The organism is Thermostichus sp. OS-CIW-29 (genome assembly GCF_054058195.1).
Map to the genome: position 1 here is coordinate 1 of NZ_JBSSAB010000006.1, position 26,050 is coordinate 26,050.

26 protein-coding genes and 1 tRNA gene are annotated in these 26,050 nt (G+C 56.5%); 16 read left to right on the top strand and 11 right to left on the bottom strand.

The features are described 5' to 3' along the window. Nucleotides 1-378 precede the first annotated feature (378 nt). The 4 genes from ACVWZJ_RS03415 (at nucleotide 379) to pxcA (ending at nucleotide 4,179) form a co-directional block, all read left to right on the top strand. The gene (locus ACVWZJ_RS03415; protein WP_011432451.1) at nucleotides 379-735 is read left to right on the top strand and encodes a ferredoxin-thioredoxin reductase catalytic domain-containing protein; all 357 of its coding nucleotides are present in this window, start codon (nucleotides 379-381) and stop codon (nucleotides 733-735) included. A gap of 104 nt (nucleotides 736-839) precedes the next feature. Continuing rightward, complete coding sequence (locus ACVWZJ_RS03420; RefSeq protein ID WP_011432450.1) at nucleotides 840-956, top strand: photosystem II reaction center X protein; 117 nt, start codon at nucleotides 840-842, stop codon at nucleotides 954-956. Between the two features lie 256 nt (nucleotides 957-1,212). After that, nucleotides 1,213-2,616 (top strand): glycosyltransferase, encoded by a 1,404-nt coding sequence (locus ACVWZJ_RS03425; RefSeq protein WP_011432449.1) that lies wholly within the window; start codon nucleotides 1,213-1,215, stop codon nucleotides 2,614-2,616. 180 nt (nucleotides 2,617-2,796) lie between these two features. Further along, nucleotides 2,797-4,179: a proton extrusion protein PcxA gene (pxcA, locus tag ACVWZJ_RS03430; RefSeq protein WP_011432448.1), complete on the top strand. Its 1,383-nt coding sequence runs from the start codon at nucleotides 2,797-2,799 to the stop codon at nucleotides 4,177-4,179. Nucleotides 4,180-4,342: 163 nt separating this feature from the next. On the opposite strand, the gene ACVWZJ_RS03435 is transcribed toward pxcA, so the two are convergent. Together ACVWZJ_RS03435 and ACVWZJ_RS03440 are read right to left on the bottom strand one after the other, a co-directional pair. After that, nucleotides 4,343-4,933, bottom strand: a complete 591-nt coding sequence (locus tag ACVWZJ_RS03435) for a DUF721 domain-containing protein (RefSeq protein ID WP_011432447.1) — start codon at nucleotides 4,931-4,933, stop codon at nucleotides 4,343-4,345. Nucleotides 4,934-4,966: 33 nt separating this feature from the next. Beyond that, entirely contained in the window at nucleotides 4,967-6,811 is a 1,845-nt protein-coding gene (locus ACVWZJ_RS03440) for a mechanosensitive ion channel family protein (RefSeq protein WP_457394621.1), read from the bottom strand. On the opposite strand from ACVWZJ_RS03440, the gene ACVWZJ_RS03445 reads away from it, so the two are divergent. Continuing rightward, nucleotides 6,793-6,924, top strand: coding sequence for a hypothetical protein (locus tag ACVWZJ_RS03445; RefSeq protein ID WP_414343450.1), 132 nt, complete (start codon nucleotides 6,793-6,795; stop codon nucleotides 6,922-6,924). The two genes, ACVWZJ_RS03440 and ACVWZJ_RS03445, sit on opposite strands and share 19 nt — an antisense overlap. Here the strand turns inward: ACVWZJ_RS03445 and uvrB are convergent. Then, nucleotides 6,921-9,008: an excinuclease ABC subunit UvrB gene (uvrB, locus tag ACVWZJ_RS03450; protein ID WP_457394624.1), complete on the bottom strand. Its 2,088-nt coding sequence runs from the start codon at nucleotides 9,006-9,008 to the stop codon at nucleotides 6,921-6,923. The two genes, ACVWZJ_RS03445 and uvrB, sit on opposite strands and share 4 nt — an antisense overlap. A gap of 298 nt (nucleotides 9,009-9,306) precedes the next feature. Between uvrB and ACVWZJ_RS03455 the strand changes: the two genes are divergently transcribed. Further along, nucleotides 9,307-11,139 carry a DUF3352 domain-containing protein gene (locus ACVWZJ_RS03455; protein WP_457394627.1) on the top strand — a complete coding sequence of 611 codons (1,833 nt, stop codon included), beginning with the start codon at nucleotides 9,307-9,309 and terminating at the stop codon, nucleotides 11,137-11,139. 3 nt (nucleotides 11,140-11,142) lie between these two features. Here the strand turns inward: ACVWZJ_RS03455 and ACVWZJ_RS03460 are convergent, their stop codons facing one another. Next, entirely contained in the window at nucleotides 11,143-11,586 is a 444-nt protein-coding gene (locus ACVWZJ_RS03460) for an ATP-binding protein (protein ID WP_011432443.1), read from the bottom strand. Nucleotides 11,587-11,727: 141 nt separating this feature from the next. Here ACVWZJ_RS03460 and petP point away from each other — a divergent pair, with 141 nt between their 5' ends. The 5 genes from petP to ACVWZJ_RS03485 all read left to right on the top strand — a co-directional run bounded on the left by petP (nucleotide 11,728) and on the right by ACVWZJ_RS03485 (nucleotide 15,003). Next, nucleotides 11,728-11,925: a cytochrome b6f subunit PetP gene (gene petP / locus ACVWZJ_RS03465; RefSeq protein WP_041436278.1), complete on the top strand. Its 198-nt coding sequence runs from the start codon at nucleotides 11,728-11,730 to the stop codon at nucleotides 11,923-11,925. 37 nt (nucleotides 11,926-11,962) lie between these two features. After that, a complete protein-coding gene (locus ACVWZJ_RS03470; protein WP_238376891.1) occupies nucleotides 11,963-12,292 on the top strand; it encodes an HU family DNA-binding protein in 330 nt (109 codons plus the stop codon). A 12-nt stretch (nucleotides 12,293-12,304) separates the two neighbouring features. Continuing rightward, nucleotides 12,305-13,765 carry a DASH family cryptochrome gene (locus tag ACVWZJ_RS03475; RefSeq protein WP_011432441.1) on the top strand — a complete coding sequence of 487 codons (1,461 nt, stop codon included), beginning with the start codon at nucleotides 12,305-12,307 and terminating at the stop codon, nucleotides 13,763-13,765. Between the two features lie 99 nt (nucleotides 13,766-13,864). Beyond that, a tRNA-Met gene (locus tag ACVWZJ_RS03480) sits at nucleotides 13,865-13,936 on the top strand. A gap of 137 nt (nucleotides 13,937-14,073) precedes the next feature. Continuing rightward, the gene (locus tag ACVWZJ_RS03485; protein WP_011432440.1) at nucleotides 14,074-15,003 is read left to right on the top strand and encodes a restriction endonuclease; all 930 of its coding nucleotides are present in this window, start codon (nucleotides 14,074-14,076) and stop codon (nucleotides 15,001-15,003) included. A gap of 120 nt (nucleotides 15,004-15,123) precedes the next feature. Here ACVWZJ_RS03485 and ACVWZJ_RS03490 read toward each other — a convergent pair whose 3' ends face one another. From ACVWZJ_RS03490 to ACVWZJ_RS03520, 7 genes are all read right to left on the bottom strand, one after another. Further along, the gene (locus tag ACVWZJ_RS03490) at nucleotides 15,124-15,567 is read right to left on the bottom strand and encodes a DUF29 domain-containing protein (protein ID WP_011432439.1); all 444 of its coding nucleotides are present in this window, start codon (nucleotides 15,565-15,567) and stop codon (nucleotides 15,124-15,126) included. Between the two features lie 169 nt (nucleotides 15,568-15,736). After that, entirely contained in the window at nucleotides 15,737-15,865 is a 129-nt protein-coding gene (locus ACVWZJ_RS03495; RefSeq protein WP_457394632.1) for a hypothetical protein, read from the bottom strand. A 190-nt stretch (nucleotides 15,866-16,055) separates the two neighbouring features. Continuing rightward, nucleotides 16,056-16,706 (bottom strand): ParB N-terminal domain-containing protein, encoded by a 651-nt coding sequence (locus ACVWZJ_RS03500; RefSeq protein WP_041436276.1) that lies wholly within the window; start codon nucleotides 16,704-16,706, stop codon nucleotides 16,056-16,058. Then, nucleotides 16,699-18,048 (bottom strand): AAA family ATPase, encoded by a 1,350-nt coding sequence (locus ACVWZJ_RS03505; protein WP_011432438.1) that lies wholly within the window; start codon nucleotides 18,046-18,048, stop codon nucleotides 16,699-16,701. Before ACVWZJ_RS03505 ends, ACVWZJ_RS03500 begins: the two co-directional genes overlap by 8 nt. 56 nt (nucleotides 18,049-18,104) lie before the next feature. Next, complete coding sequence (locus ACVWZJ_RS03510) at nucleotides 18,105-20,312, bottom strand: phosphoketolase family protein (protein ID WP_011432437.1); 2,208 nt, start codon at nucleotides 20,310-20,312, stop codon at nucleotides 18,105-18,107. A 34-nt stretch (nucleotides 20,313-20,346) separates the two neighbouring features. After that, the gene (locus ACVWZJ_RS03515) at nucleotides 20,347-21,021 is read right to left on the bottom strand and encodes a cysteine hydrolase family protein (RefSeq protein ID WP_011432436.1); all 675 of its coding nucleotides are present in this window, start codon (nucleotides 21,019-21,021) and stop codon (nucleotides 20,347-20,349) included. Between the two features lie 18 nt (nucleotides 21,022-21,039). Then, on the bottom strand, nucleotides 21,040-22,008 hold the full coding sequence (locus ACVWZJ_RS03520) for an isopenicillin N synthase family dioxygenase (protein ID WP_457394638.1): 969 nt from the start codon (nucleotides 22,006-22,008) through the stop codon (nucleotides 21,040-21,042). Between the two features lie 589 nt (nucleotides 22,009-22,597). On the opposite strand from ACVWZJ_RS03520, the gene ACVWZJ_RS03525 reads away from it, so the two are divergent. From ACVWZJ_RS03525 to ACVWZJ_RS03545, 5 genes are all read left to right on the top strand, one after another. Continuing rightward, nucleotides 22,598-23,068, top strand: coding sequence for a hypothetical protein (locus tag ACVWZJ_RS03525; RefSeq protein WP_011432434.1), 471 nt, complete (start codon nucleotides 22,598-22,600; stop codon nucleotides 23,066-23,068). Between the two features lie 146 nt (nucleotides 23,069-23,214). Next, nucleotides 23,215-24,291: a leishmanolysin-related zinc metalloendopeptidase gene (locus ACVWZJ_RS03530; RefSeq protein WP_457394642.1), complete on the top strand. Its 1,077-nt coding sequence runs from the start codon at nucleotides 23,215-23,217 to the stop codon at nucleotides 24,289-24,291. A 142-nt stretch (nucleotides 24,292-24,433) separates the two neighbouring features. Further along, entirely contained in the window at nucleotides 24,434-24,715 is a 282-nt protein-coding gene (locus ACVWZJ_RS03535; RefSeq protein WP_011432432.1) for a hypothetical protein, read from the top strand. 60 nt (nucleotides 24,716-24,775) lie between these two features. Continuing rightward, nucleotides 24,776-25,141, top strand: a complete 366-nt coding sequence (locus ACVWZJ_RS03540; protein WP_457394645.1) for a hypothetical protein — start codon at nucleotides 24,776-24,778, stop codon at nucleotides 25,139-25,141. After that, nucleotides 25,141-26,040 (top strand): DMT family transporter, encoded by a 900-nt coding sequence (locus tag ACVWZJ_RS03545; protein WP_457394648.1) that lies wholly within the window; start codon nucleotides 25,141-25,143, stop codon nucleotides 26,038-26,040. Before ACVWZJ_RS03540 ends, ACVWZJ_RS03545 begins: the two co-directional genes overlap by 1 nt. Nucleotides 26,041-26,050: the final 10 nt, after the last annotated feature.

Genomic DNA, 26,050 nt, shown 5'->3' on the forward strand with positions numbered 1-26,050 from the left:
GTCGGAAGCAGGAACCCGCCGAGACGACTGCGCAAGGAGCCATCCATGCGCAGCGTGGTAGGAATCTCCAGCCTTCAGGCCGGGGAGGATGTCAAGGTATTCTGTAGAGTACGCCAAGGCTGGCTCTTGCTACGGCCCCTAGATGTTGCCTTGTGTAACAGCAAGGGCATAATCTTTTGTCCTGCCTAGAGGTCTGCTGTACAACGAAGAGCGAGATACAGCTTTTCTCGACGTTGTGGGAGGTCTGTGGAGTTATCTGTGGAGTTAATAGAATCCCGGCCCCCTACACGTCTGTACTGGCTTCGGGAGGCGTCGTCGGAAAAAGCTGTGAACCCCATTGCTAGCAACAGCCGGTTAGTTCCACTTTTGGGAATCGTCATGGAAAGTCGTGGTTACAAAAAGTCCTCACAGAAGAGCTTTGAGTTGATGCGGCATTTCGCAGAAACCTACGCCAAACGCTCCGAGACCTTTTTCTGCTCGGATCCATCAATTACGACGGCGGTGATCGAAGGCTTGGCTCTGCACAAAGAGCAATTGGGCGCCCCGCTGTGTCCCTGTCGTTTTTATGAAGACAAAGAGGCAGAAGCAAAAGCAGGCTATTGGAATTGCCCCTGTGTACCCATGCGGGAGCGAAAGGAATGTCACTGTATGCTGTTCTTAACGCCGGATAACCCCTTTGCCGGCAAGAGCCAAACCCTAGAGGAGGTGCCCCTGGAATACCAAACTACCAAATGACAGCGCCCGGCAGGGACAAAGGCAGGCTTTGGAAGGGTGACAGGGCTCGGTATAATCGGAAAGCTGTTGGGCAACGGTTATTTGCACGAGGAGGAAACGCTTTTATGACTCCCTCACTTGCTAACTTCCTCTGGAGCTTGGTGGCTGGTGCAGTTGTGCTGGGGGCTCTCTTTGGCGCCATCATCTTTGTCAGCCAAAGGGATAAAGTGCGTCGTCGCTGAGATCCCCGCTCGTTGGCACTTGCCCGCCAATGCTTCCCTTTTCCCTGTACTGCTATCGCTGGGTGGGGAGAGACTGGGGTGGCAAGATGTGGCTGCGGTACGCAATCGCTGGAGGGCTTCGCCCCTGTTGTCGGGGATCCAGCTGGGTTGGGTGACCAACAGATTGAGATCTAAGGTGCTTGAAGCCGTTATTGCAAACGATCACACCTTATGATCGAAGACTATCCAGCGATACCCCAGGGATCCCTTGCCAGCGTTGACCCACCCCTTGTATTACTGGCGGCAAAAAAACCGCTACTACCACGAGGATCTGGAGCGGCTGCATCGCTTTTTTGTCCCTGCCGGTTTGCGCATCTTGGAGATTGGTTCCGGCACGGGATCCCTGCTCAATGCCTTGCAGCCCAGCTTCGGGGTGGGGATCGACCGGGATGCGGACATTGTTGCCCAAGCTCAGGCAGAGTTTCCCCATCTCCATTTCCGGGTGCAAGATGCCCACACGCTGGACAAAGGGGATCCCGTCTTGGCGGAGCCTTTTGATGTGATCTTGCTCGTCAATACCCTGGGCTACCTGGCCGACATCCAGCAGGTTCTCCAGCAGTTGCGCCGCTTCTGTACCCCACGCACCCGCCTGATCCTCTCCCACCACAACCCGCTCTGGGAGCCGATTCTGGGCTTGGCAACCGCTCTGAAGCAACGGATGCCTCTGCCGGCAGCCAACTGGTTATCGGCAGCCGATGTGGCCAACCTGCTGCACTTGGCAGGATACGAGGTCATTCAGCAGGGCAAGCGGCTGTTGTTGCCGCGGCGGATCCCGTTCCTTTCGACTGTGATCAACCGGGTGATTGCCCCATTGCCCGGGATCAACGCCCTCTGCCTGACAGAGTACACGATCGCTCGCCTGCAGCCCGACCCTGCCTGGGATCCCCCCCCTGAGCAGCAGCCTTCCTGCACCGTGGTGATTCCGGCTCGGAATGAAGCGGGCAACATCCGCCGCTGCGTGGAACATTTGCCCGAGATGGGATCCCGCACCGAGATCATTTTTGTGGAGGGGCATTCCAGCGACGGGACTTGGGCCGAGATCCAGCGGGTACAGGCGGAATACCAAGGGATCCGCAATATCCGGGCTCTACGGCAGGAGGGCAAGGGCAAGGGGGATGCGGTGCGCAAGGGGCTAGCCGCCGCTACAGGGGATGTGTTGATCATCCTCGATGCCGATTTGACGGTACAGGCAGAGGACATGCCCAAGTTTTTCCGGGCTGTGGCTTCCGGGCGATGTGATTTTGCCAATGGTTGTCGCCTTATCTATCCCCTGAAACCAGAGGCAATGCCTCGGCTAAACCAATGGGCCAATCGTTTTTTTGCCGCTCTCCTCTCCTACATTCTCGGCATCCGCATCAAAGATTCCCTCTGTGGCACCAAGGCCCTGTGGCGGGAGGATTACCAGCAGATTGCCAAGCTGTGCCAAGAGTGGGGGGATTTCGACCCGTTTGGAGATTTTGACCTGTTGCTGGGATCCGCCAAGCGCACCCTGAAGATCCTGGATATCCCCGTGCGCTATTTCCCCAGAACCTATGGTCGCTCCAACATTCACCATGTGCGAGAGGGGCTGCGGCTGCTGCAGATCTGTGGCTTTGCCCTCAAGCGCTTTAAGGGATACTGAAGTTTGCTCTGACCCAAAGGTGCCGGTCTGTACTTCTGTCGAGGCAGGGCCAGTCTCTGCAAGTACTTCTCCACCGTTGGGATTCCCGCCTAGGCACCCAGGACTCGTTACAATAATTAGTCAATCGGATCACTGTAATGTGTGGATCGGCCCCCATGGGGAGTGCCACGGGAACGAGCAATGGGAGAATCCGTATTGAGCAGGCTGGGCCAATGGATCTCGAATACCCCCCTGCGCTCCCTCGACCAAGCTTATGAGGCTGCCCTGCGCATTAAAGCCATTGAGGATCAATACTTCCAGGGAGGGTCCATTGGCAGCAATGGGCAACACGGCCAGAATGTCAGCCGCTACTTTCAGATTCAACTGCGCCGGCAGCTGCGCCAGATCGATCTGCGTTTGGCAGAGTTCAGAGCCAGCAGCGCCTTTTCTCGCCTGCCGGATCCCGAGCAAAATGGCAGCGGCCCTACTTCTGCCCAAGATAAAGCTCAACAACTCCATGCCGCTGAGGCCAATGTTTCTGAAAGCAGCAGCGAAAACTCCGAGAATGGTCGCCAAAGACGAGATCTTTCCATCTTGGAGAAACTGCAGTTTATCGATCAGGTGACTTCTCGATACAAACGCCCGACCAGAAAATCCCAGCCCATCTCTGCTTCAATTTCCACTTCACCTGAGCCTCTCGAACGGCCAGAACAACCTACCTCAACCCAACCCAGTTCTTCTAATGTCTCTGTCAAGGCAGGCTCCGGCAATGGCGCTGCCCCGGTCGCTTCCAAAGCTGCGATTCTGCCCCGTTCTATTCTGCGCACAGCCAGCCAAATCCGCCGTGAGCTGAGTTCCCAGGCCGAAGAGGAACTGATCCAAGAGTATCGCGAGGCTCGCACTCGCACACTGGTATCGATTCGTTTTCTGTTGTTGTTGGCCATTTTGCCTCTGCTCACCCAGATCCTCTCGAAAAACTTTCTGTTTGGGCCATTGGTAGATCACTTGCAACAACGGGAGCCTGCCATTGTGGCTCTGAGCCACGAATTTCAAGAAAAAGCCCTGACAGAGTTCGAGTTTTTCAAGGAAAGAATGGAATTTGAGCGAGCTTTGCACCATCAATCTCCAGAGTGGGATCTGGAATCAGCAGATCAACTGTCCATGAAGGCAGAGGAACTGCTGAAAAAATATAGCCGTAGGAACTCGGAAGGCTTGAAGAATATCCTTGCTGATTTGCTTTCGCTGCTGGTGTTTGGCTGGCTTATCTTTGTTGGGCGTGAGGAAATCGAAGTCCTCAAGTCTTTTTTGGATCGTCTGATCTACGGTCTCAGCGATAGTGCCAAGGCTTTCATTATTATTCTCTTTACCGATGTGTTTGTCGGTTATCACTCTCCCCACGGTTGGGAGGTGCTGCTGGGTAATTTGGCTGCCCATTTGGGGGTACCGGAGAACCGCGATTTTATCTACGGCTTTATTGCTACTTTTCCGGTTTTCCTAGATACGCTTTTTAAGTATTGGATCTTTCGCTATTTAAACCGTGTATCGCCGTCTTCGGTGGCCACCTATCGGGCTATGAACGATTAAGGGTTCGCAGTTGCATTTCAAACTGGGTTGAGACGCTTCCCAAGCGCTCCTTGCCGCTGCCGTAACCATCCACAACCTCTCTCAGAGGAAGAAAGAAGTTGGGGATCGACCTGACGAATCGTTTGATTGCCATTTGAAGCAACCGTAATTCGAGTTTCCTGAGTTAGCTGGGCGGGCGCAAGGATTGTCGATGGCAGAACCCACAGACAAACCAACGCTCCAATTCGGCGGCAGGGGTAGGACAGCGGCAGGCGGGGCAAGGGAACAGGTTCTCCTGGGTTTGTTGTTGCTTCACCACTCTGGCCCAGCGCTCGAAAGCCACTTTCGGGTCGGAGGTGGGCTGTTTTGGATTGGGGCTGCGACAGGATCCAGGGCGTTGTCCATCTTGGTCTGCTAGGCGGGGAGCGCCATAAAACTTGCTGCTCAGCTCCGCATCAGGGTGGGGGGTGGCTTGGCTGGATCCCTCGTGCCAGGCACCAGGGCTGAAGCGGATATCGCTGAGGGGAGGTTGGATGCGGCTGTTGAGTTTCTTGAGAATGAGCTGACGTTGCAAGGTTAAATTTTGCGCCCAGGCCGGGGTAGAGGTGGCCACTTGCAGCACCTGTCGGCGCACGCTGAGGGGATAGGTTTGGGCGGCTACGGCCTCTCCGACGAGTTCGGGCCAGAGCTGCCGCAGGGTTTGCATTTGCTTCAGTTCAGCCCAACGGGGATGGCTGCCAAAGCTTCCCAGTACCTCATCTAACCGCTGCAACATGGTGTCGATAGGGTGTCAATGGCAGGCAATAGCTTAGGAAACACCATTTTGGTCTTCCGGCGATTGAGCCGCTTCTTTGAGGGCAGAGTGAATGGAGTCGGTATCGGGCAAAGAAGGGGATCCGCCATTTTGACTGAGGGGGGCAAATCCCTCTAGGCTGCGGATATGAATATCTTGTTGCGGGAAGGGGATGCGGATCCCACGTCGCCGAAACTCAGCCTCGATTAGGAAGTTTAGCTCGCTGATCAAGACAAACTGATCTTGAGGACGGTTGATCCACACCAGCAGCTCAAAGTTAAGTGCAGAAGGGCCAAAGGACTTGAGCCAGACTTGGGGGGCAGGGCTGCTCAACACCCGAGCATTTTCTCTGGCGGCGCTGAGCAGAGCTTCGGTAACCAAGGCGGTATCGGAGCCGTAGGCCACGCCGACCGGAATGTGGATGCGACAGCGGGGATCCCGGTAGCTCCAGTTCACCACCTTTGATTCGGTAAAGCGGGAGTTGGGCACGATCACAAAGATGCGATCCAGGGTGCGCAAGACGGTAGCCCGTGGGCCAATGCGCTCCACTGTGCCGAGCAGGTTGTCCACTTCCACCAGATCCCCGATTTGGATGGGGCGCTCCAGCAAAATGGCAATGTAGCTGATGTAGTTGTTGGAGAGGTTTTGCAAACCAAAGCCGATCCCCAAACCCACCGCCCCGGCAATAACCGCCAAGGAGCCCAGATTAAGGCCGCTGAAGGGCAAGACCAGAAGGATGCCGAACAGGGTCAGGATGTACTTGAAGATGGCCGCCGAAGACTCTTGGGTGCCCAGATCCAGCCCTAGGCGTGCCAGAAAGCGTTGCTTGAAGCCAACACTGACGTAGTGGGCGCCGGTGAAAACCAAGATGGAGAGGACGAGGAAGACCAGCAAGCTGGCAATCGAAACGCTGGAGTTGGGCAGAGGCTGGGTGAGAACGCCCAGAGCCGTGGCGACCACACGACCCAGGCCCAGGTAAAAGGAGCGCTGAAAAGGTCGCAGGGCAGGTATGAAGCTGATGCCGCGATCCAGCGAGATGCCGGCGATGAGGATTGCCCCCACGCCCCGCAGCAGCATCCCACCCACATCAATCCAGGTGCCCCAGGCCTCTCCGGCCTTAAGCTCCAACCAGCGTTGCAAGCGGGTTAGGCTGCGGTCGAACAGCCGCCAGAGAAAGAACCCCACCACCAGGGTGGCGATCCCTGCCAAAAGGGTCAGAACCAGCACGCGCGGATCCTGGGCCCGCTGCAGAGCCAGCAGATCTTCGCGGTAATCGGCAATCGCTTGCTCCAACCGCCGCGCCCAACTGTTAGCCACCAGACGAACGTCATTCAGGTTCACCTGACCCGGTGCCACCCTGCGCTCCGCGGCAGCATCGGCATAGGTGACGGTAAACAAATACCGTTGGGTGGCCTCAAAGCGGCCTCTTTCCCCCAGGCGTAAGATGTATTGCCCATTGGCATCCTGGGCTACCCGTACCTCTGGCTGTGGCAACTGCCCTTCTTCGAGAAAGCGCTCGATGATCGCCCGAACGTTGTCGGCCCGCACATCGCTGGGGTAGTCTGCCGTCTGCAGGCGGAACACCGGTATGTTCCCGACCAACACCTCTGTGCCCTCTTGGCCGGTCAAAGGGATCCCGACTGGGCTGGGAGCCGGAGCAGGGGATCCCTCAGGAGTTGGCGCTTCAGCCGGTGTGGGTCGGGGATCGGCCAGGAAAAAGTTGGGATCCCGAAATTCAAGGGCTTGAGCCAAGGGGATCCCTGAGGAGGCAGAGGCGACGGCAGGGGTGAGCCAGAGACCTATCCCCACCGTCAGCCCAACCCAAAGAGCTGCTCGCTTAAGTGGGACGGAGTCCTGCATGGCCGGTTTGGTACGAACGCCTATCGATCAATTGGGGATCCCTGGTGCTGCCCCGCAAGCTCATGGTGGCACAAGCCGACCTCAATTTTGGCCGATCTGAGCAAGGATTTTAGGTGCCCTGAGAATGGCCCAGAAGGCGTTGACGCAGCTTTTTGATTCTATCTCGCAGCTCGGCGGCTTCCTCAAATTCTAGGTTTTTGGCGGCCTCTTTCATCTTCAGTTCCAGTTGGCCGATCAGCTCTGGAATCTCGGAGAGAGGAATCTCCTGCGCAGCTTGAAAGGCTTTTTCCAGATCTGGGTTGCTGAGTTTGCGGGAGATGGCCAAAAAAGACAAGATGGCATTGCTGTTTTTCTTGACAATGGGCTTGGGCGCGATGTTGTGTTGGCGGTTGTATTGCAATTGAATCTCGCGGCGACGCTGGGTTTCGGCAATGGCCCGGGCCATGCTGCCGGTCATGGTGTCGGCGTACATCACCACCATACCGCGGACATTTCGTGCTGCCCTCCCAATCATCTGAATCAGGGAGCGCTCTGCTCGCAAAAACCCTTCTTTGTCAGCATCCAAAATGGCCACCAAGGAGACTTCCGGCAGGTCTAACCCTTCCCGCAGCAAGTTAACTCCTACCAACACGTCAAAGGCCCCTTCTCGAAAATCTTGTAAGATTTCAATTCGCTCAATCGAGGTGATCTCGGAATGCAAATAGCGAACTCGGATCCCTCGCTCCTGGAGATATTCTGTGAGATCTTCTGCCATCCGTTTGGTGAGGGTGGTCACGATCACCCGTTCGGCAGATCCCTGCCGAGAGCGTTCCAATCGCAAATAAATTTCTCCCAGCAAATCGTCCACTTGCCCAGCCGTGGGGCGCACATGCACCTCAGGATCCACCACGCCGGTGGGCCGAATTACCTGTTCGACAACCCGACCGCTGCCGGGCACATAGAACTTCAGGGTCTTGCCATCTTCCACCAGGGTTTCAAATTGGGCCTCGCTCTGCTCCAGTTCCCAGTTGCCGGGAGTAGCCGAAACAAAGATGCACTGATGAACTTTGGCCCAAAACTCTTCGGCTTTGAGGGGGCGATTGTCGAGGGCGCTGGGCAGGCGAAAACCATGATCTACCAGCACCTGCTTGCGGGCACGGTCGCCATTGTACATGCCGCGAATTTGGGGCACGGTCACGTGGGATTCATCCACCACCAGCAGCCAATCGTCGGCCTTGAAATAATCCACCAAGCAGGCGGGGGGCTCTCCTGCTTTGCGCCCTGTTAAATGTCTGGAGTAGTTTTCGATCCCGTTGCAATAGCCCACCTCTCGCAGCATTTCTAGGTCGTAGCGGGTGCGCTGCTCTAGGCGTTGAGCTTCCAGGAGCTTGCCTTCTTTGCGAAAGAAGGCCAGTTGCTCTTCCAGTTCTTGCTCGATATTGAGGATCGCCCGCTCCAATTGTGCTTCCGGCGTTACAAAGTGCCGAGCAGGATAAACTCTGAGGGCGCTGAGGCTGTTCAAAATCTCGCCTGTAACCGGGTCGATTAAGCGAATGGCCTCGATCTCATCCCCAAAAAATTCGATGCGAATGACCCGATCCTCATACGCCGGCACAATTTCCAGCACATCCCCTTTGAGGCGAAATCGCCCCCGCACCAGCTCCAGGTCATTGCGCTCGTACTGGATGCTGGCCAGATCCCGCAGGACATCCCGTTGGTTAATCTCCTGGCCGACTTTGAAGGGGATGGAAGCCTTCAGGTATTCTTCTGGCATGCCCAGACCATAGATGCAGCTCACCGAGGCCACCACAATCACATCCCGCCGTTCAAACAAGGAGCGGGTAGCCGAGTGCCGCAGCATATCGATTTCATCGTTGATAGAGGAAGATTTGGCGATGTAAGTATCGGTGCTGGGAACATAGGCTTCCGGTTGGTAATAGTCGTAATAGCTGATGAAGTATTCGACGGCATTATTGGGAAACAGCTCTCGTAGCTCATTGCACAGTTGTGCCGCCAGCGTCTTATTGTGGGCCATCACCAAGGTGGGCCTGCCCACCTGCTGAATGGTATGGGCGATGGTAAACGTTTTGCCGGTTCCGGTTGCCCCCAGCAAGGTTTGGAAACGATGGCCTTCTGAAATCGACTTCACCAAGCCGGCAATTGCCTTAGGTTGATCTCCGGTGGGTTGATAGGGAGAAACCAGTTGAAACTCTGACATGGGTTTGACTTTCGGATGGGCCTAGATAGCTGCCGGGCTGGTCAAGGCAGGGCTGATCTGCACGTTGGTTTGGAATGGTGGTGCGGATCACAAAGGCTTGTGGGGTGCCTCTAAACTTGGCCGCCTGCTCAGCGGTGGGCTCCAGCTGGCACACCAGGGTTAGCCTCTGTTCCATGGTAAGGTTTTATCATGCAGGACTGAGGGCAGCGCTTCTTCACTAGGCCTGTTCATGCCAGCAGTGCAGAGCAGTAGGGCCTGGGTGTCCGCGCCATGTCTCCCTCGGTGCAGAGATTGAGATATGGGACGACGGCAACTCTTGCGCGGGATCCTGATTGGGCTTGGTCTTCTGGCCGCCATGGTGGTGTGGGTTGTCGTATGGCTGCTCACCCGCAGTCCGGTAGCTTTGTTGCTGGCCCACCCGGAGCTGCCACCCATTGTGGGCTTTGCCCCCAGCTCCGCACAAGCGCTGCTGGTGTTGGCTGTTCCCCTGGACGAGGTGCAAGCGTTTTGGCAAGCGGCAACTCCTGCCCCCCAGCGACGCGCTGCCCGTCAGCAGTGGCAAAAGTTTTTCTCCCCTGAAGGCCCAGGCTGGCTGGGATCCATGCTGGCCGGGGGATCCCTTGATTTCGAGCGGGAGGTGCGGCCCTGGCTGGGGAGGAGCACCCTCTTGGCCAGTTTGCCGGAGTGGGGCACCTTGGTTGCCCTGGAAACGCGGGATGCGGCAGTCTCTCAATTTGAGCTGAACCTGTTGTGGGAACGGCAGAGCTTGGCCGGGAGGCCGGTGCAGGTAGACACTTACAAGGGCATTCAGGTGGTGTCTAGCCCGATTCCGGGCCTGCAGGGGTTCTCGGCAGCCGTTTTCGGCGAGCAATACGTGTTGTTGGCGGAGCAGTCTGCTGCCATTCGGGCTGCAATCGATGCTTGGCAGTTGCCGCAGTTGTCTCTGGTGGCTCAGCCTCTGTTTCAGCAGGTCATCCAGCCCTTGCGGGAGGCGCATGTGGGTTGGGCCTTCTGGCAAAATCCAGAGGCGGTTTCTTCAGATGGGCTGACGTTGCAGGCGGTAGGGCTGGGGTTGGGGGTAAACTTCCGCGGCTTGGTGGCCGAAAGTGCTGCCCTCTGGCATGCGCCCGCTGGCTTCTCCTTGCCGGCGGCAGAAGCCTTTCGCCCGCAGATCCTTCAACATCTGCCGGATAAAACCTTGGCGCTGATTTCCGGAGAGAATCTGGTCTCAGTTTGGCAGAGCCTGGGGCAGATCCAGCCCCTAAATCCCCTGGGGTTGCGGGTGGATCCCGGCCAGTGGCTGCAGCGCTTGCAATCTCAGGTGGCGCTGGACTGGCAGCGTCTGTTGCCGGAACGGGGAGAGTTTGCCTTTGCCCTTTTGCCCGGCGACGGGGATCCAGCCTGGCTGTGGGTCGGTAAGCTGCCGGATGAGTCGGTCGCGACAGCGGGACGGAGTCCTTATTTCGACTTGGATGAGCGGGCACGCGCCCAAGGCTGGCAGGTAATCTCTCTGGCAACGAAGCGTGGCACCGCCACCGCCTGGGCCCAACCGACCACTCCTGCGGGGGAGACGGAGTCCTTGCCGTCAGAACCCCCGCCGGTCGTGACAGCGGGACGGAGTCCTTACCGCTCTATCCATCGACCGGAGATCCCTGTGTTGGCAGGCGAGCCGCTGGAAGTCAGTGGGAAAGGAGGATCCGCGTCATTGCAGGCGGCAGAGGCTCTCCCCCAGTCGCGTCAGCGGCGCGGAGCGCTAACGCTGCCAGGGATCCCGCTGCCGGCACAGGTGTATCATGCCGATCGCAAAGGCTATTCCTACCTGGCCTCTTCTTTGGGGGCTCTGGAGACGGCCCTCGCGGATCCCCCCTTGAGTGCAAATCGCGCCTGGCGCAAGTTGGTGGCTTCCCTGCCCCACCGCAATTTGGGCTATGGCTATGGATCCCTGGGGTTGCTCTTGGAAAGCGAGCTGCCCGACCCGGTCGCGTCAGCGGCGCGGAGCGCTAAGGGATCCCGCTGGTCATCCACGCGCTTTGCCTTCGCCACCACAGCCCTAGCGGTTTCTGAAGCTCCCTACCCCGATCGGGGCTGCCAGATTACCCAAATGGGCAAGCTGTTTTGGGAGTGGTATTGAGGGTCAGACTATCCAGGGATCCCGGCAGTTGGCGTGGATGTATTTGGCCAGGTAGACCTGGTTGCCTGTTTCATTCCACTCCACAAAGTCGAAGATTTGGGTGAGCAGCAGCATTCCTCGGCCCGACTCTTCGGTTTCCAAGATGTTATGTTGGCATCGGTGGAGCTTCTCTTGGGGACAAAAGCCGGGCCCTTGATCTCGCACCAGCCATTGGTAAAAGGGCTCCGAGCTGGCGTACTCGATGATCACCTTCTTGTTGGGGTCGAGGCCGTTGCCGTGGCGGACGGCATTGATGATTGCTTCCTGTAGGCCCAAACGTATTTCCGCTCTCCAGGCAGGAGGGACTTTTGAGATCAAGAGATCGAGGACAGGCTGCGTGTAGAGGGTGGAGGGAAAGCTGATAACGCTCCAGGAGCAGTGGGCGGGTTTGAGGGAAAGGGCAATCACGGAGGCAGTCTTCCCTGGGGCACGGCACTCTGACCCCATTCTAGCAATCCCATCGGGGTCAACCCCAGCAGAGGTGCGGCAGGAGCTCGGCAAGGGGACTTTTGCCGTACCATCTTGAGTGGTAAGTCTCTTCGCGGTTTTATGGCGATCAAGGTTGGAAATAAGGTCAAAGTTCGCTCTGTCCAGGATCGCGGACAAGAAAACCTCAGCGCTCTGGTGGGCAAAGAGGCTGTGGTGCTGGCACGGCGTGTGGTCGATGGCAGCGGTGTCGGCTACATTCTGGAGTTTCCCGATCGCTCTCGACATTGGTTTTTCGAGAGTGAACTGGAGGTGCTCTAAGCCCCTGTCTGTGTTCTGTTGTCTAGAGGGTCGGTTGGTGGCTTCTCCTCCTCATTTGACTCGCCGTTTGCTGGCCCGCCAGATGGCCGCGCAGGTGGATGGCCTGACCGTGGAAATGGCTGCTGCTGCTCTGGAGGCTATGCTGGACAGCATTAGCCAATGCCTGGCCCAGGGGGGATCCGTGCGGCTGGCTCGCTTTGGCACGTTCTCGCTGCGCCATCGTCCCGCCCGGCAAACCTATCATCCGCGCACCAAGGCCCCTGTTCACATCCCGGCTGCCGATGTGCCTCATTTTGTTCCCAGCCCTGAGCTGGGGCGTCCAGCTGGGGTTCGGGTGTCCAAGTCTGAGTCCGCGGGATCCGTGTAGGGTAGCTGCAGAATGACTGTACTGCTGTGGTTTCGCACCGACTTGCGCCTGCTGGATCACCAGCCGCTGACGCGGGCCTGCCAACAGGGATCCCCTTTGATCCCCTTGTATTGCTTGGATCCCCGCCAGTTCGGCGAGACTTCCCTTGGGCTCCGCCCCAGAACCAGCCCTTTCCGCGGTCAGTTTTTGCTGGAGAGTTTGGCAGATCTGCGGCAGCAGTTGCGGTCGCGCGGCTCGGATTTGGTGATCCGCCAGGGACAGCCAGAACAGGTGATCCCCACCTTGGCACAGGAGTGGGGGGTCGAGGCGGTCTATGCCCATGAAGAGGTGGGCACCGAGGAGAAGGAGGTGGCGGCTGCTGTTGAGCGGGCTTTGCGGTCTCTGGGGATCCGGCTGCAGGTCGATTGGGGCCATACCCTCTATCACCCTGAGGATCTCCCCTTTTGTCTCTCGCAACTGCCGGAGCTGTTCACCCGCTTTCGAAAGCAAGTCGAGGGAAGCACCCCCATCCGGGATCCCTTGCCCATTCCCTCGATCCCCCCCCTGCCATCGGGTTTGGATCCCGGCCCTCTGCCCACCCTGGCCTCGCTGGGGCTATCTTCACCTGCTAGGGATCCACGGGCCCGCTTCACCTACACCGGCGGCAGCACTGCTGCCCATGCCCGCCTGCAAACCTACTTTTGGGATCTGGATCGGCTGCGCATCTACAAAGAAACCCGCAACGGCATGTTGGATCCCGACGATAGCTCCCGGCTTTCTGCTTGGTTGGCCCTGGGCTGCATCTCCCCTCGCACCGTCTATGCCGAGGTCAAGCGTTACGAGCAGGAGCGGGTGCGCAATGAGTCCACCTACTGGCTGGTGTTTGAGCTGCTGTGGCGGGATTATTTTCGCTTTATCTTGGCCAAGCACGGCGCCAAACTGTTCCGTCCTTCTGGGATCCAAGGGATCCCCATCCCTTGGCAGCAGGATTGGCCGCGCTTTCAGGCTTGGTGTCGGGGTGAGACGGGCTACCCCTTGGTGGATGCCAACATGCGGGAGCTGGCGGCTACCGGATTTATGTCCAACCGGGGACGGCAGAATGTGGCCAGCTTTTTGACCAAGAACCTGGGCATCGACTGGCGCATGGGCGCTGAGTGGTTTGAGTCGTTGCTCATCGACTACGACGTGGCCAGCAACTACGGCAATTGGAACTACACCGCCGGCGTAGGGAATGATGCCCGTGGCTTCCGCTACTTCCACATCCCCAAACAATCTCGCGAGTACGATCCCAAAGGAGACTATCTGCGCCACTGGTTGCCGGAATTGGCCGGGATCCCGGGGGATAAAATCCACGAGCCCTATCGCCTCACTGCTGCCGAGCAGAAGCAATTTGGAGTCCGATTGGGGGTGGACTACCCTCGCCCACTGGTGGATTTGGAGAAGTCTCTCGCGGCCAACCGACGGGTTTACGAAGCTGCCCTGGCCTGCCGATAGGCATTGCCTTGTCTGGGGCTTCTTCCCGAGAGGGGGCTGAGGGGATTTTCTGAGGCGCAGTTCCGGACCAAGAGTGCTATTCTAGTTAAGCACTATCCTGGCTCAGTAGCTCAGCGGTAGAGCAGGGGACTCATAAGCCCTTGGTCGCGTGTTCAAATCACGCCTGAGCCATCCACGTCAAACTTTCTTTTTTCAGAGGCTTCCCGGCCTGGCGGATACCCTAACTGGCTTGCAGCAGAGGGTTGGCGTAAAGTTATGGGTGGAACCTACTTCGGTTTGGGATCCCTGTCTTCACATCGGTTCTACAAATGGCCGTTCCCGATTATCAGAGCTTGATGTTGCCACTTCTCCAGTTTGCAGCACGTAAAGAAACCGAAATATCAACCAGCGAAGCTGTTGAAGTTCTGGCAAAGGAACTGGGCCTCACAGAGGACGATCTCAGGGAGATGCTGCCGAGCGGTGTACAGCCAACCTTTGTCAATCGCGTCGGCTGGGCTGCAACTTATATGAAAAAGGCAGGGCTGCTGGAAACAACGCGCAGAGGATTCTACCAAATTACTGACCGCGGAAGAGATCTTCTTGAAAAACAGCCCAAAACCATCAATGTAGAGTTACTCAGGCAATATCCTGAATTCCGAGAATTTGAGGGGCCCAAAGACACAAGAAGCAGCAACAAGGCAAGCAAACAAAAAGCTTTATCAGAGACTTCGGCAGCGACACCATTAGAACAGTTAGAAGCTGCATATGAAAGTCTCCGTGACAAACTGGCTGATGAACTGCTTGCCAAGCTAAAGAAAGTATCGCCCGCCTTCTTCGAAAAGGTTGTTGTGGAGCTGCTGGTTAAAATGGGCTACGGAGGCTCACGGGCAGATGCAGGCAAAGCAATTGGCAAGAGTGGCGATGGTGGAATTGATGGGATCATCAAAGAGGACAAACTCGGTCTTGATGTTGTGTATATTCAGGCAAAGCGTTGGGATAGCAATCCGGTAGGTCGTCCTGATGTCATGCAGTTTGTGGGTGCTTTACAGGCTCAAAGAGCAAACAAGGGTATTTTTATCACTACCTCCAGGTTTACTGAAGACGCTAGCAGCTACGTTTCGCAGATCGGCAGTAAGATTGTTTTGATTGACGGCGAACAACTAACAAATCTAATGATTGAGCACGACGTTGGCGTATCTACAGTTTCATTGTATCCGGTAAAGAAGATTGATAGTGATTATTTTGAAGAGAGCATCTAACATCGGAGTGAGAAAATTGAGCTGCTAGGGCCAGCAGAGTTAACACAAGGAGCAAAGCTAGCAAAGTTCATGTAGTGCCATCGCCTTCTTAAGTATGGGCATAAGTATCGAGGTCTAGCGTCACTGGGAATTCTCCTGTTCGGGGTAAAAGTCGGGATCCATCACCTGATCCAATGTGTAGGGGCACTGGGCAGGCAGATCGTCCAGAGATAGAGGCGTTTCTTTAGCCACCAGCAGTATGCCCTTTTGATAAGCTTTTTCTATTGCTTCAACCAGATAAGATTTAAGGCTGGGATTATCCGCAATTAACTCCTGGATTTCTTGCCGCTGTTCGATGATTGTGGCTGTCCAACTTTTGCTTCGTTGTTGAGGCTGAAACTGCCACTTTAGCAGATGGCCCACCAGGATCCCTAGCCGATTCACCAATTCGCGGCGTTCTTGCCTGCCCAAAGCCTCAATCTCCTCCACCAAGTTGGGAATATCCAATCGATCCCATTGCCCCGATCTCAGCAGCGCGGCTTGTTCTTGTGTCCAGGCATAAAAGTCGCAGTTGTAAAGCGCCATAATCCATTCCTAGCAGGACACTGGCCAAAGATAAGTCAATCCTACCGGTTCCAGCCGTTGAGCTTCGACCTCATAAGTTTATCGAGTCCTCAAACTCTGTAGCTACAAAGCCTCGGATCTGTGGCAGCGTTGGATCCCAATGGGGCCTGACCCTGAACAATATGAGGTTTCAACAGGTCTGGAGCGCTTGATCACGGCCCAGGATCCAGGCAATAAGGGGGGGATCCCTGTGGTCAAGATAATACCGGACGGTTTGGGTCAGGTCGATCTCCAAGATGCTGGTGATCGTCCTGTGCATGAGCTCCAGATGGATCCGGTCGTCCTAGGTAAGCAGAGCATACCTGCCATGGAGGCTGTTGTTGAGAGCGGCCAAGGCTGTTTGGGTGGCAGTAGCCATTCAAAGGGAGGCTTGAGGCAGGCATCCCACAGCAAGCGGAGTCGGGCCTCGGTGATGTGGAGAGGAGAATATGTTTTTGAAGGGATCCCTTTCAGCTCTCTCCCTCTGTTGTTTTCCGCGAGCGAGTTGAGGTCGCTTTCTTCGCGCCAGCGGATGCCGCAGATCTCTTGGATGATTTCTTCAGAGTAGGGGGCAACGCTGTAGGAGTTACGAAAAATACTTCCGATAGGGCATCCAGTTTTTTGCCTCGCGTAATTTTGCACCCAAGCTTGGTTATGGGGGTTAAGTCCTGCCACCAACTTCTATCCGCCTCTGCAATCCGGGCAGCTGCAATGGTTACATCGACTCCCTTGAGGGGACTGCTGGGTCGCTCGGCTAGGTATCTTAGCGCAGCCAAGATAGTCTCTCTCGATGTATTGGTCAAATTTACCTTCGGAACAATTTCTTTGGCGAGAATCTGGGCCTGCTTAACCTGCTCTGGATCAGGATCGACAACGATACACCATAGCCTCTCCAGCCCCGCCTCTCGAGCAACTGCATAGACAAAATGGTTACCAATGGCTTTGTACTGATAGTCGCCAGCCTCGACCACCAGCAGAGGAACCCAGTTGTGTCCTCCTGTCGCCCTTAGCTGATCTGCGGCTGCGGCAACAAGGAAGGAGGGAGCAGAAAACCCATCGGCGGGCGTAATGCTCTCAAGGGGTAAGTTAACCAACCTACCTAGATCTGAAAACTCACTCATCGATAAAGTACTCACGGGCAAGACTCTGGTAGTATTCTAAAACTCTCCTGTCCCTAAAGACGGCAGGAGTTCGATCAAAGCTTGCAGAGGATATCACTGCATAGTCAGGTATCCTAAAAATGCTTTTGTTTTCATTACCTTTCTTAAAATGCGGCCAGAAATATGGACGTAGATCTACACTTTTCTCCTGGTCGATAAGCTTACCTATCTCTTCGTTAGCTAGTTGAATAGTGTATTCACTTCCCGAAGAAACGCCGTTGAAAAAGATAGGCAAAGTCCTGGGGCCGCCATCCTGTCGTGACTTAGCAGTTTCTGGAACAAAGCTGGTGATTACTCTAGCAGCATTATTCAGGGAAGACAGATCGTCGGGGCGGGTAGGTATCAAAATAACATCGGCAGCAAAAACACCACTTTGGCTGAAGTAAAGCCATTGAGTTGGGCAGTCGATTAGGATGTAATCATACTCATTGCGAAGAGGGGCAATCAGATCTCGAAGGCGTCGGGTTCCCTTTTGGATATATGCTAGCGACTGGCTGTCGGTCAACGTCTCCAGCTCAGGGTCTCTTGGGATAATGTCGAAGATGGGAAGGGTAGTCTGCTTGCCTTTGAGTCTATATTTGAGTCTATATGTTTGGACAATGGCATGGATGTCTATTTTGGGATCCTTTAAACATTGCGTCAGTGTAATTTTTCCAGGAGTGGCTCCCAAACTTCTTGTCAGATCACCCTGAGAATCAAAGTCAACAACTAAGACCTTTTTTCCCTTGGTTTTTAGTGCTGCTGCAAGGTTAATGACCGTCGTTGTTTTGCCTACGCCCCCTTTATTGTTATACACGCATACAGTCAGAGCGCGTTCATAGTTTTCTATCTTGTCTCGCAAGTTACGCACTATGCTCTCAATGTTATCTGGATTAATGGAGAAGTTTGCTGTAGCAGGGTGGACGACTTTTCCATGCTTCCTCCAGATCTGGATGTTGTTTGCATTGGTGATAATTCCCCATTTTGCAGATTTGCAGTTCTCGCCGAGCAGGTAGCTTTCTATTTGACAAACTGCATCCCTATAGTAAGATCCTTCTTTGAGGTTGACTACTCTGGATTTTGCCTCCAAAAGCAAGTAGGGGTTCCTTTGGGAGTTAAAGAAAGTATCTTCAGGATCTTCGTTCTTTCTTGCGGCGAGGTCGACCTGGCCACAACCTGTCTCGAATTCATATCTAATTTCCAAGTCGTCAAAGCCAAGCGCCTGCAGGAGAGGAGAAGCAAAGTGTTGGACAACAACTCGCTCTACCCTCTCGGTGGGAGATATCCTCTCAAGCTTCTCTCGGAGAGAGCTAGCCGCAGTCATAGGAAAAAATAGGAAAAAATAAGGTGGACAATGCTAACCAAGCTAAAAGCTCGCCCTCAGCATAGCAGTTGCTTGGCTCGTTCTGCTAGTGCTTGGGCTGTCAGGCCGTTGTAGTCCATCAATTCGGCGGGGGTGGCGGTGGTTTCGCCGCGTTTCCAAGCGAAGAAATCCCGCGGGCCGGCATAGCGCAACATCAAGGGTTCGAGCATCAGGCTAGATCCGCCTGTTACGCCGATGAGGGCCTCGCCGGCAAACCAAGCGGCAAATTCTTGGTCGGACATGAATTCCCCATCTGGCTGAGCACAGGTGGACCAAGCCACGTCGCCGGGGCGATACAGACGGCGGGGGTTAATTACCGAGACGATCTTGCAGCCGATCCCTTGGGCTTGGAGCTGCTCAGCCGCCTCGAACACGGGCAGGAGAATCATATCCCCCACCACGGCAAAGACGACGGTGCGGGATCCAGGAAGTTCCTGAAGGACGGTGCAGCCTTGCTCTACTGCTTGGCGAGCTTGTTCTAGGGTGGTGCGGATGGGTAGGGGAGTTTTGCTGGCGATGATAGGGATCCCTTTGTTGCAGGTGGATAGGGCCCATTCGTAGGCAGCTTGGGCACAGTTGGCATCCGGCGGGAAGAGGGGAAAGATGTTGCCGTTGCGCATCATAGCTGCCAGGTAGGCTTCAATTTCCGGGCGTTGGTGGGTCCAGCCGTTGCGCCCCTGTTCCAAAGCGCCGGCAGTGAAGAGGGCAATGGCCGAGGGGGTGGGCCGGCGCAGCTCCGCCATGGCTTGGGTTACCGTCTGCCAGATGGGTAGGCCGTTGACGGCAAAGGACTCGTAGGAGCACCACAGGGAGCGTCCGCCGAAGAGGGCTAGGCCCGCCGTTAGCCCCGCGCAGGCATCTTCGCTCAGGGGTTCGTAGACCTGGCCTTGGGGCTGTTGGTTGTAGAGGGGATCCACCGTGGGGTGAATCACCTTGAGACCTTGGTTCACATTGGCAATGCCGGAAGCTTCGTTGCCGTCGGCATTGGCCACCAAAAAGTCGGGATCTTTCTGCCCCACCTGCACCACGAGGGATCCGATGGCCGTGGTGGAAACCTGCTTGTCCCCTAGGGGAAACTCCGTCAGGTTCAGGGATCCCAAAGGCGGCAAAGGCCGAACGAACTCTGTAACCGCCACCTTGGCGGCTGGCCCCCCGGCTGCCCGTTGGCAGTTTTGTCGCACCAGGGCCCAAGCTGCCGGATGTAAGGCCCGCGCCCGCAGAGCCGCCACAATGTCCGGGTGATCCAGAGTGTGGTGGCCGTAGAGGTTGTGGGACTTGGATCCCTTGGCATGTACCCCAGCCCCCTTCAGTTGTTTGAGGATGAAAACGGTCAGTTGTCCGCTCAGGGCTGATTGGATGGCTCGCTCCATTTCGATCAGCACCCTTTGGGCAAAGGCAAGGCGGGCTTCTAGGGAAAACTGAGTGCTATCGACATAGGGGCCGGGCTGCTGGGCATCGTCGAAGTCCTTGGCATCCACCAACACCACTTCCTCAAAGCCGTTGCCCCGCCAATACTCGGCCATCTGGGCGTTGCTGGCGGTGGAGATCATGCTGTGGTGCTCTTGGCTGTAGCCGTTCCAGACCAGCACCGGCAGGAAGTTGGTGCGCTGCGGGAAAGCCGTGTGGAAGTGAATCATGGAGCTCATCACATAGGGCTCCCCCAGGCCGCCATCCCCAATCGTGACCGGGAAGAGGCGATCTGGATAGAGCAGGGCTCCTGCCATGGCAAAGTGTTGTCCTTGCCCCAGCGGCCCAGCCGGTGCCAGCAGCCCGGGAATGTAGCCGGATAGGTGACCCAACAGCCCTTCCCGCTCTCGAAAACGGGCCCGTAGGTCGGAGACGGTGTGGATGCCCATCTCGGCCAGGGATCCATCCAAAAACATGGCCGCGTAAAAGCCCGGCGCGTGGTGCCCGACTTCGGTGGGGATGTTCTTCTGGCCCAGGTACACCAGAGCGGCATAGGCTTCTGCTTGGCTGGCAAATCCCCCTGGGTGGCCTGAGGCTTTGCTGGCGGTCATTTGCAGGGTGAGGTAGCGCAAGGCATCGGCATAGAGCAAGGTTTGGTAGGCGGCCATACGACTGCCGGGATCCCTCAGTTTCCCGGTGCCGGCATCCACTGCAGGGGCCTGGCCCAGGCGGTCAAATTCCGGCCAGGGATCCCCGAAGTACTGGATCCCTTCGCAAAAGGCGGGGACTTGGGCAGTTGCCTCCTGAGCCAGTGTCATCGGTTCAGCCTCACGCTTGTTGGGTTATTCACACTCACTGTAAACCCGATAACGCTTTTTGGATGTTCTGAGCAGAACTCGTCCAGCCGACGATGCCCCCTTGCGCCCGGATCATCTCCAGGGTGGCTTGCTTGAACTCTGGGAAGTAGCTGGCGGTGCAATCTTCCACCAGCAGGCACTCATAGCCGCGGTCATTGGCCTCGCGCATTGTGGTTTGCACGCAGACTTCTGTGGTTACCCCGGTGAACAGCAGGTGGGTGATGCCGCGCTTTTGCAAGATTGCTTGCAGCTCGGTGGCGTAGAAAGCCCCCTTGCCGGGTTTGGGAATGACGATCTCTCCCGCAAGCGGAGCAAGCTCAGGGATGATGGTGTTGCCCGGCTCTCCCCGAATCAAAATCCGCCCCATAGGGCCTTCGTCCCCAATGGTCAGGGATCCCTTGCCGCGTTTGCGCTTGCTGGGCGGGCAATCGGAGAGATCTGGCTGGTGACCCTCCAGGGTATGAATGACGGTTAAGCCCTTTTGACGAAAAAAGTCCAGCAGCCCCTTCAGGGTGGGCACAATGGATCCCAGTTGGGTGACATCGTTGCCCAGCATCTCCCCAAAGCCGCCTGGTTCCAGGAAATCTCGCTGCATATCGATGATCACCAGGGCCAACTGAGACAGGCTGGGAACTTCATACTCGTAGGGCAAGGCCGGGATCCGAAACATAGAGACCCCCAGTTGGGATCAATGCTGGGGCGGGGATCCTGCCTCGGCCAGGCCAATTTCCCTCAACCGCTGGGCCAAGTATTCTCCGCCAGTCAGGGAAGGGAACCGAGGGATCCCGCCGGTGCGGGCCACACAAGTCGGCAAGGGCGTGAGATCCACCTCTGGCCGCGGATGCACAAAGAAGGGAATGGAAAAGCGGCATTCTTGAGGGTTGTCGGGGTTGGTCACCCGATGGGTGGTGCTGCGCAACAGGCCATTGGTGAGGTTTTGCAGCATATCCCCAGCATCGACAATGATCTGACCAGGGAGGGCCGAAATGGGCAGCCAAGATCCATCTCGTTGCAGAAGTTCTAGCCCTGGTGCGGTGGCTTCACACAAGAGCGTAATCAAGTTGATGTCTTCATGGGCTGCAGCTCGTAAACTCTGGGGAGGGGCTTCAGCGGGAAGGGGCGGATAGTGAATCACCCGCAAGAGATTGGCTCCTCCTTCCACCGCTTTGGGCAAGTATTCGGCAGGCTCCCCCAGATACAGAGAGATTGCTTGCAACAGTCCCTGGGCACAGGTTTCCAATTGGGCGAACAGCTCTAGCATCACCCTGCGAAATTGGGGCACCTCCCGAGGCCAGATGTTGGCAGGAAGGTGGGGATCCCCTTCGCGCCCGATGTGCCAAAACTCTTTCATGTCAGGATAGGGATGATCTTTGGCGTGTTCTTTGCCAAAGGGGGTGTACCCTCGTTGCCCCAGCAGGGCCGGATCCTCATAGGCTCTCTTGGTCGGCTCTGGCAAAAGAAAAACCGCTTCTGCCACCTCATAGGCTTCCCGGATCAATTCCGGCGATAGGCCATGGTTGACCAAGGCAAAAAAGCCAATCTGCTGCAGGGCTTCCCCCACCTGGCGGACAAACTGCTCCCGCTCACCTGCCGTTCCTTTCTGAAAGGCGGCAAAATCGACAACCGGCAGAGTCTGGCGTTGGGGAGTGGTTATCACGGCAAAAGTCGTCTCCGGCGAAGAGTCAACGCTATTTCTAGGCAGCGGGCTTGGTGTCCTATGCTATCCTTCCTAGGGGGACAAGGGGAGAGGTTTGAACCGAAGATGATCTGTTCGGGGCCCATCTGCGATATCTAGAGTCTAAAGCCGCTCGGCTATTCACCTTCCCACAAGATGTAGGTAAAACCATGCCAAACCTCTGTTGCCTTTGCCTGGAGATTGCACCTTAGTAGTGATTAGTAGTGACCTGTGCCCTTTTCGGGAAGGCTGTGATAGAGTCGATAAAAGCAAAGTTATGACTGAGTTTTCCCCAAGAGCAGTTTGAGCGCTGGGTAGGCGAAATGGAGGGAGTTGTTCTGTTGTTGCAGTGGCTTAACTTGGTAAGGCAGGGCAGGCTACTTCTTCCCTCTTTAGCCGATTAAAGTTTTTGTGAAGTTAGGGATTAAGTTGGGGTCTCTGTTGCTTGTCAGCTATAACCGCGCCTAGAATTGCCGAGGATTGATGTTTCTGGAGATGGTTTGCAGACACTATTGATTTTGCTTTCCTTTGCTTGCTCTCAATCTATTGACCTTTCGAGACCGACTGCCCTATGACAGACACTCATCCCTGTGCCCCCTGTATTGTGAATACGGGAACTTTGGTGAACAAGCGGGATATTTACCGACTGCTATCCGATTTGGCCCGTGTTCGCTACTTTGATATCGTCGATGGCTCGGTACGGAAGCAGGGGGAAGGCTGCGTGGTGGATGTTTTTCAGGATCCCACTGCTGCCACACTGGTGGTAAACCGTAGCCTCTACTTAAATGTGAACAGCTTTGACTATGCCTGTCTGCGGGATCCCGCTTCCGAAGAAGAGATGGCCAACCTGGGCAAGGAGCAGCCGGGCGTGGTTATCGACTTGGTTCAGGACGGACGTATTCTGCGCTTGGTTCCCCTGGTGGAGCCGCGCTCGGATCCCGAGGAGCTCTTGGGGGATAACCAGGCGCTGCGGGCAGCGGTGGATGTTTTGGCTGCGGGCTGGGGCATAGAAGAGGAAAACTCTTCCGACTCCTCAGATTGAGAGATCCTGACCTGAAAATATAGACCTCCAAACCCATCTCTTCCTGGCCTTGAAGTTGACCGGTGCGGTGTGACGCAAATCATGCTCGGGAGGATGGTTGCAGCCGGTATGATCCACTTGGGTCATGGGGCTTTTTGGGAGGTGGTGTGAATTCAAGGCAGCGACTGCTTTTGGGCAGAGTGTGGGGCCTGCGCCTGCTTGGATCCCTGGTGGCTGTGCTTCTGGTACTGGTGCTCAAGGCTTGCGGCGGAAGTGGTGGTTCCTCTTCTGTGAGTGTCATTCCCACTCCCATTCCAACCGTCATTCCCACTTCTACTCCAACTGTCGTTCTCACCCCTACTCCGACTGTCGTTCCTACCTCTTTGCCCTTGCCGACGGCTGCCCCTGTTTCCCAGTTCACCATTGACGTTCGCTTTCCCGACAACAGTCTCACTCCTACCCAGCAGTCGATCATCCGCAGTGCTGCTCTGCGCTGGCAACAGCTCATCGTTGGCGACCAGCCGGATCTGCCCCCCACCACCATTCGGGCCGACGAATGCGATCGAGGGTTTCCCAGCACGCCACTCAATTTCCCCATCGACGATCTGCTGGTGGAGGTGCGGGCCAGAAACCTCGGCAACGAGCGAATTTTGGGGGGAGCTGCTCCCTGTTTTGTGCGGGCCTCTAACGGTCTGCCTTTCTACTCCGTCATTTTGTTCAACAGCCAAAACCTATCGGCTTTGGAAGAGCGAGGGGATCTGCCCATTACTGCCCTGCACGAGTTGGGCCATGCCTTGGGCTTCTTGCCCATCGTCTGGGATCCCAAGGGGCTAACGGTGGGCTTGGTGAGGCGGGATCAGCCTACGCCCCCTGGCTATGATCCCCGCTTTATCGGCCCCAGGGCGGTCAGCGCCTTCGCCACGCTGGGAGGAAACGCGCCCTCTGTTCCTTTAGAAAATGAGTTTGGGGAGGGATCCCGAGATTCCCATTGGCGGGAGAATGTCTTGGGCCGCGAGCTGATGACCAGCCGCATCGACCGGGGGGTAGCCAACCCCTTGAGCATTCTCACGGTGGGAGCAATGGCAGATATCGGCTATGAGGTGAATCCAGCAGCGGCGGATGGCTTTGCTTTGGGGCGCAGTAGAGGGATCCCTCAGCCTTTGGAACTGCAGGAGCTGGAGTTGATCCTGCCCCTACAGCAATTTGACGCCGAGGGCAGGCGGGTGGGGGATCCCCAGGCCTAAGAAAAGGAGTATATCTACTCATGGCCAAGAGGCTACCTTTTAACAATAATGAAGGTCGAGTTGTATAACTTCACAACATCGACATAACATCGACAAGTTCTCAACATCGACAAGTTCTCACCTCATCTCTTTGCAATTAGCTATGGGTATCCTCAAAAAGCTTTTCGGCGGCCTGTTCTCCTTTTTCGGCATTCTCTTCGGCGGCTTGGTGGATTTTGTTACCGGGCCTTTTCGTTCTGCACCAGCTTCCCCCAGCTCTGCTCCTGCGGCTACAGCAACTGCTCCTGCCAACAAGCCCAAGGTGGTGGTGGAGAAGCCTTTTGTGCCCAATGAGATCTCGGCTCCGCGTCCTAACCGTCGCCCTGGCCCGGCTTTGGATGTGTTCCGGGCTATGGTTCAGGAGATCCCTTCGGCGCGAGCTTAGTCTGCCCATCTTCGGGAGCAGCCCGTAAGATGGAGGTGACACCGCTGGAGACTGCTCTCTATGTCCGATCTCTCTTTCTCAGAACAAGAACGGCTGAAACAGCTTGAGCGTGAACTGGAGCAGGCGGCTGCAGCCTCTCGGGAGTCGGGAACATCCGTTGCGTCTCAGGGGAAAAGTGCCGTCCGAGCTTGGGTTGAGACTTGGGGGCGTCCACTGGTGACGGTCTTCGCCATTCTGGGCTGTATTCTTCTGGTCGGGCTGTTCTTCCGGGTTTTCGGCACCGTTCTCAGGTGGGCAGTGGTGGCGGGGCTGGGCTATCTGCTCTATGCCTGGGTGGTGGCACCGCGGCTGGGCCTTCCCACCGGAGCTAAGTCGAAGCCAGAGGACGGCGGTAGCGGTGCGGAGCACCATCTCGACAGCTTTTGATGGGCAGGGATCCCTGGCGAGCCTATGTTTACTTGGCGGCGGCCATCTTGGGCTGGGCTACGGCTGCCAGCGCTTTTAAGTTTGGGTTGCGGTACCTGTCGCCGACGGTCTTGCTGATTTTTTCGGCATTGAGCTCTTGCTTGATCCTGGGGATCGTTTTGGTGGTTACAGGGCGGGCAGGGTTCCTCGGCAAGCAGAGGGGATCCCAAATCCGCCTGTCGGCCCTTCAGGGGCTGCTCAACCCCTTCGGCTACTATGGGGTGTTGTTCCAGGCTTATGACCGTCTGTCGGCTCAGGCGGCGATGGCTCTGAATTACACTTGGCCGCTGGTGCTGGCTCTTCTGGCGGTGCCGCTGCTGGGAGAGCGCTTCCGTTGGCGGCTGGTGTTGGCCTTGGGGGTGAGCCTGCTGGGAGTGGTGCTGGTGGCTACGGGGGGATCCTGGGGCACCTTGCAGGTGGAGGATCCCTGGGGGGTCTTGCTGGCGGTGGGCAGCTCTGGAATCTGGGCGCTCTACTGGCTGCTCAATGTGCGGGATGGGCGAGATGCGGTGCTGAAGCTGTTTATGGGGTTTCTCTTCGGCAGCCTCTATGGCCTGCTACTGCTGCCGTTTCAGGAGGTCTCTTGGACAGTTGCGGGGCTGGGTTGGGCGGCTTACATTGGTCTGGCGGAGATGGGCCTGACTTTTGTATTTTGGCTGCGGGCTTTGGAGTTGGCGGGCCATCGGGGATCCCTGGCCAACTGGGTGTATGTGACGCCTTTTTTGTCGTTGGGGTTGATTGCGGTGCTGTTGGGCGAGAGGATTGCGCTGGGATCCGTGCTGGGCCTGGGTCTGATTTTGGCCAGCAATCTGTGGGGATCCCGTAGGGAAAAGTCCCCCGCAGATCCTGTTCTGTCTTGAGGTGGTCGCG

Bases quoted from the DNA above. Each gene is read 5' to 3' on its own strand.
- ACVWZJ_RS03415 (WP_011432451.1), top strand. From the start codon at position 379: ATGGAAAGTCGTGGTTACAAAAAGTCCTCACAGAAGAGCTTTGAGTTG.
- ACVWZJ_RS03420 (WP_011432450.1), top strand. From the start codon at position 840: ATGACTCCCTCACTTGCTAACTTCCTCTGGAGCTTGGTGGCTGGTGCA.
- pxcA (WP_011432448.1), top strand. From the start codon at position 2,797: ATGGGAGAATCCGTATTGAGCAGGCTGGGCCAATGGATCTCGAATACC.
- ACVWZJ_RS03435 (WP_011432447.1), bottom strand. From the start codon at position 4,933: ATGTTGCAGCGGTTAGATGAGGTACTGGGAAGCTTTGGCAGCCATCCC.
- ACVWZJ_RS03440 (WP_457394621.1), bottom strand. From the start codon at position 6,811: ATGCAGGACTCCGTCCCACTTAAGCGAGCAGCTCTTTGGGTTGGGCTG.
- uvrB (WP_457394624.1), bottom strand. From the start codon at position 9,008: ATGTCAGAGTTTCAACTGGTTTCTCCCTATCAACCCACCGGAGATCAA.
- ACVWZJ_RS03455 (WP_457394627.1), top strand. From the start codon at position 9,307: ATGGGACGACGGCAACTCTTGCGCGGGATCCTGATTGGGCTTGGTCTT.
- petP (WP_041436278.1), top strand. From the start codon at position 11,728: ATGGCGATCAAGGTTGGAAATAAGGTCAAAGTTCGCTCTGTCCAGGAT.
- ACVWZJ_RS03475 (WP_011432441.1), top strand. From the start codon at position 12,305: ATGACTGTACTGCTGTGGTTTCGCACCGACTTGCGCCTGCTGGATCAC.
- ACVWZJ_RS03485 (WP_011432440.1), top strand. From the start codon at position 14,074: ATGGCCGTTCCCGATTATCAGAGCTTGATGTTGCCACTTCTCCAGTTT.
- ACVWZJ_RS03490 (WP_011432439.1), bottom strand. From the start codon at position 15,567: ATGGCGCTTTACAACTGCGACTTTTATGCCTGGACACAAGAACAAGCC.
- ACVWZJ_RS03495 (WP_457394632.1), bottom strand. From the start codon at position 15,865: ATGCACAGGACGATCACCAGCATCTTGGAGATCGACCTGACCCAAACC.
- ACVWZJ_RS03500 (WP_041436276.1), bottom strand. From the start codon at position 16,706: ATGAGTGAGTTTTCAGATCTAGGTAGGTTGGTTAACTTACCCCTTGAG.
- ACVWZJ_RS03505 (WP_011432438.1), bottom strand. From the start codon at position 18,048: ATGACTGCGGCTAGCTCTCTCCGAGAGAAGCTTGAGAGGATATCTCCC.
- ACVWZJ_RS03510 (WP_011432437.1), bottom strand. From the start codon at position 20,312: ATGACACTGGCTCAGGAGGCAACTGCCCAAGTCCCCGCCTTTTGCGAA.
- ACVWZJ_RS03515 (WP_011432436.1), bottom strand. From the start codon at position 21,021: ATGTTTCGGATCCCGGCCTTGCCCTACGAGTATGAAGTTCCCAGCCTG.
- ACVWZJ_RS03525 (WP_011432434.1), top strand. From the start codon at position 22,598: ATGACAGACACTCATCCCTGTGCCCCCTGTATTGTGAATACGGGAACT.
- ACVWZJ_RS03535 (WP_011432432.1), top strand. From the start codon at position 24,434: ATGGGTATCCTCAAAAAGCTTTTCGGCGGCCTGTTCTCCTTTTTCGGC.
- ACVWZJ_RS03540 (WP_457394645.1), top strand. From the start codon at position 24,776: ATGTCCGATCTCTCTTTCTCAGAACAAGAACGGCTGAAACAGCTTGAG.
- ACVWZJ_RS03545 (WP_457394648.1), top strand. From the start codon at position 25,141: ATGGGCAGGGATCCCTGGCGAGCCTATGTTTACTTGGCGGCGGCCATC.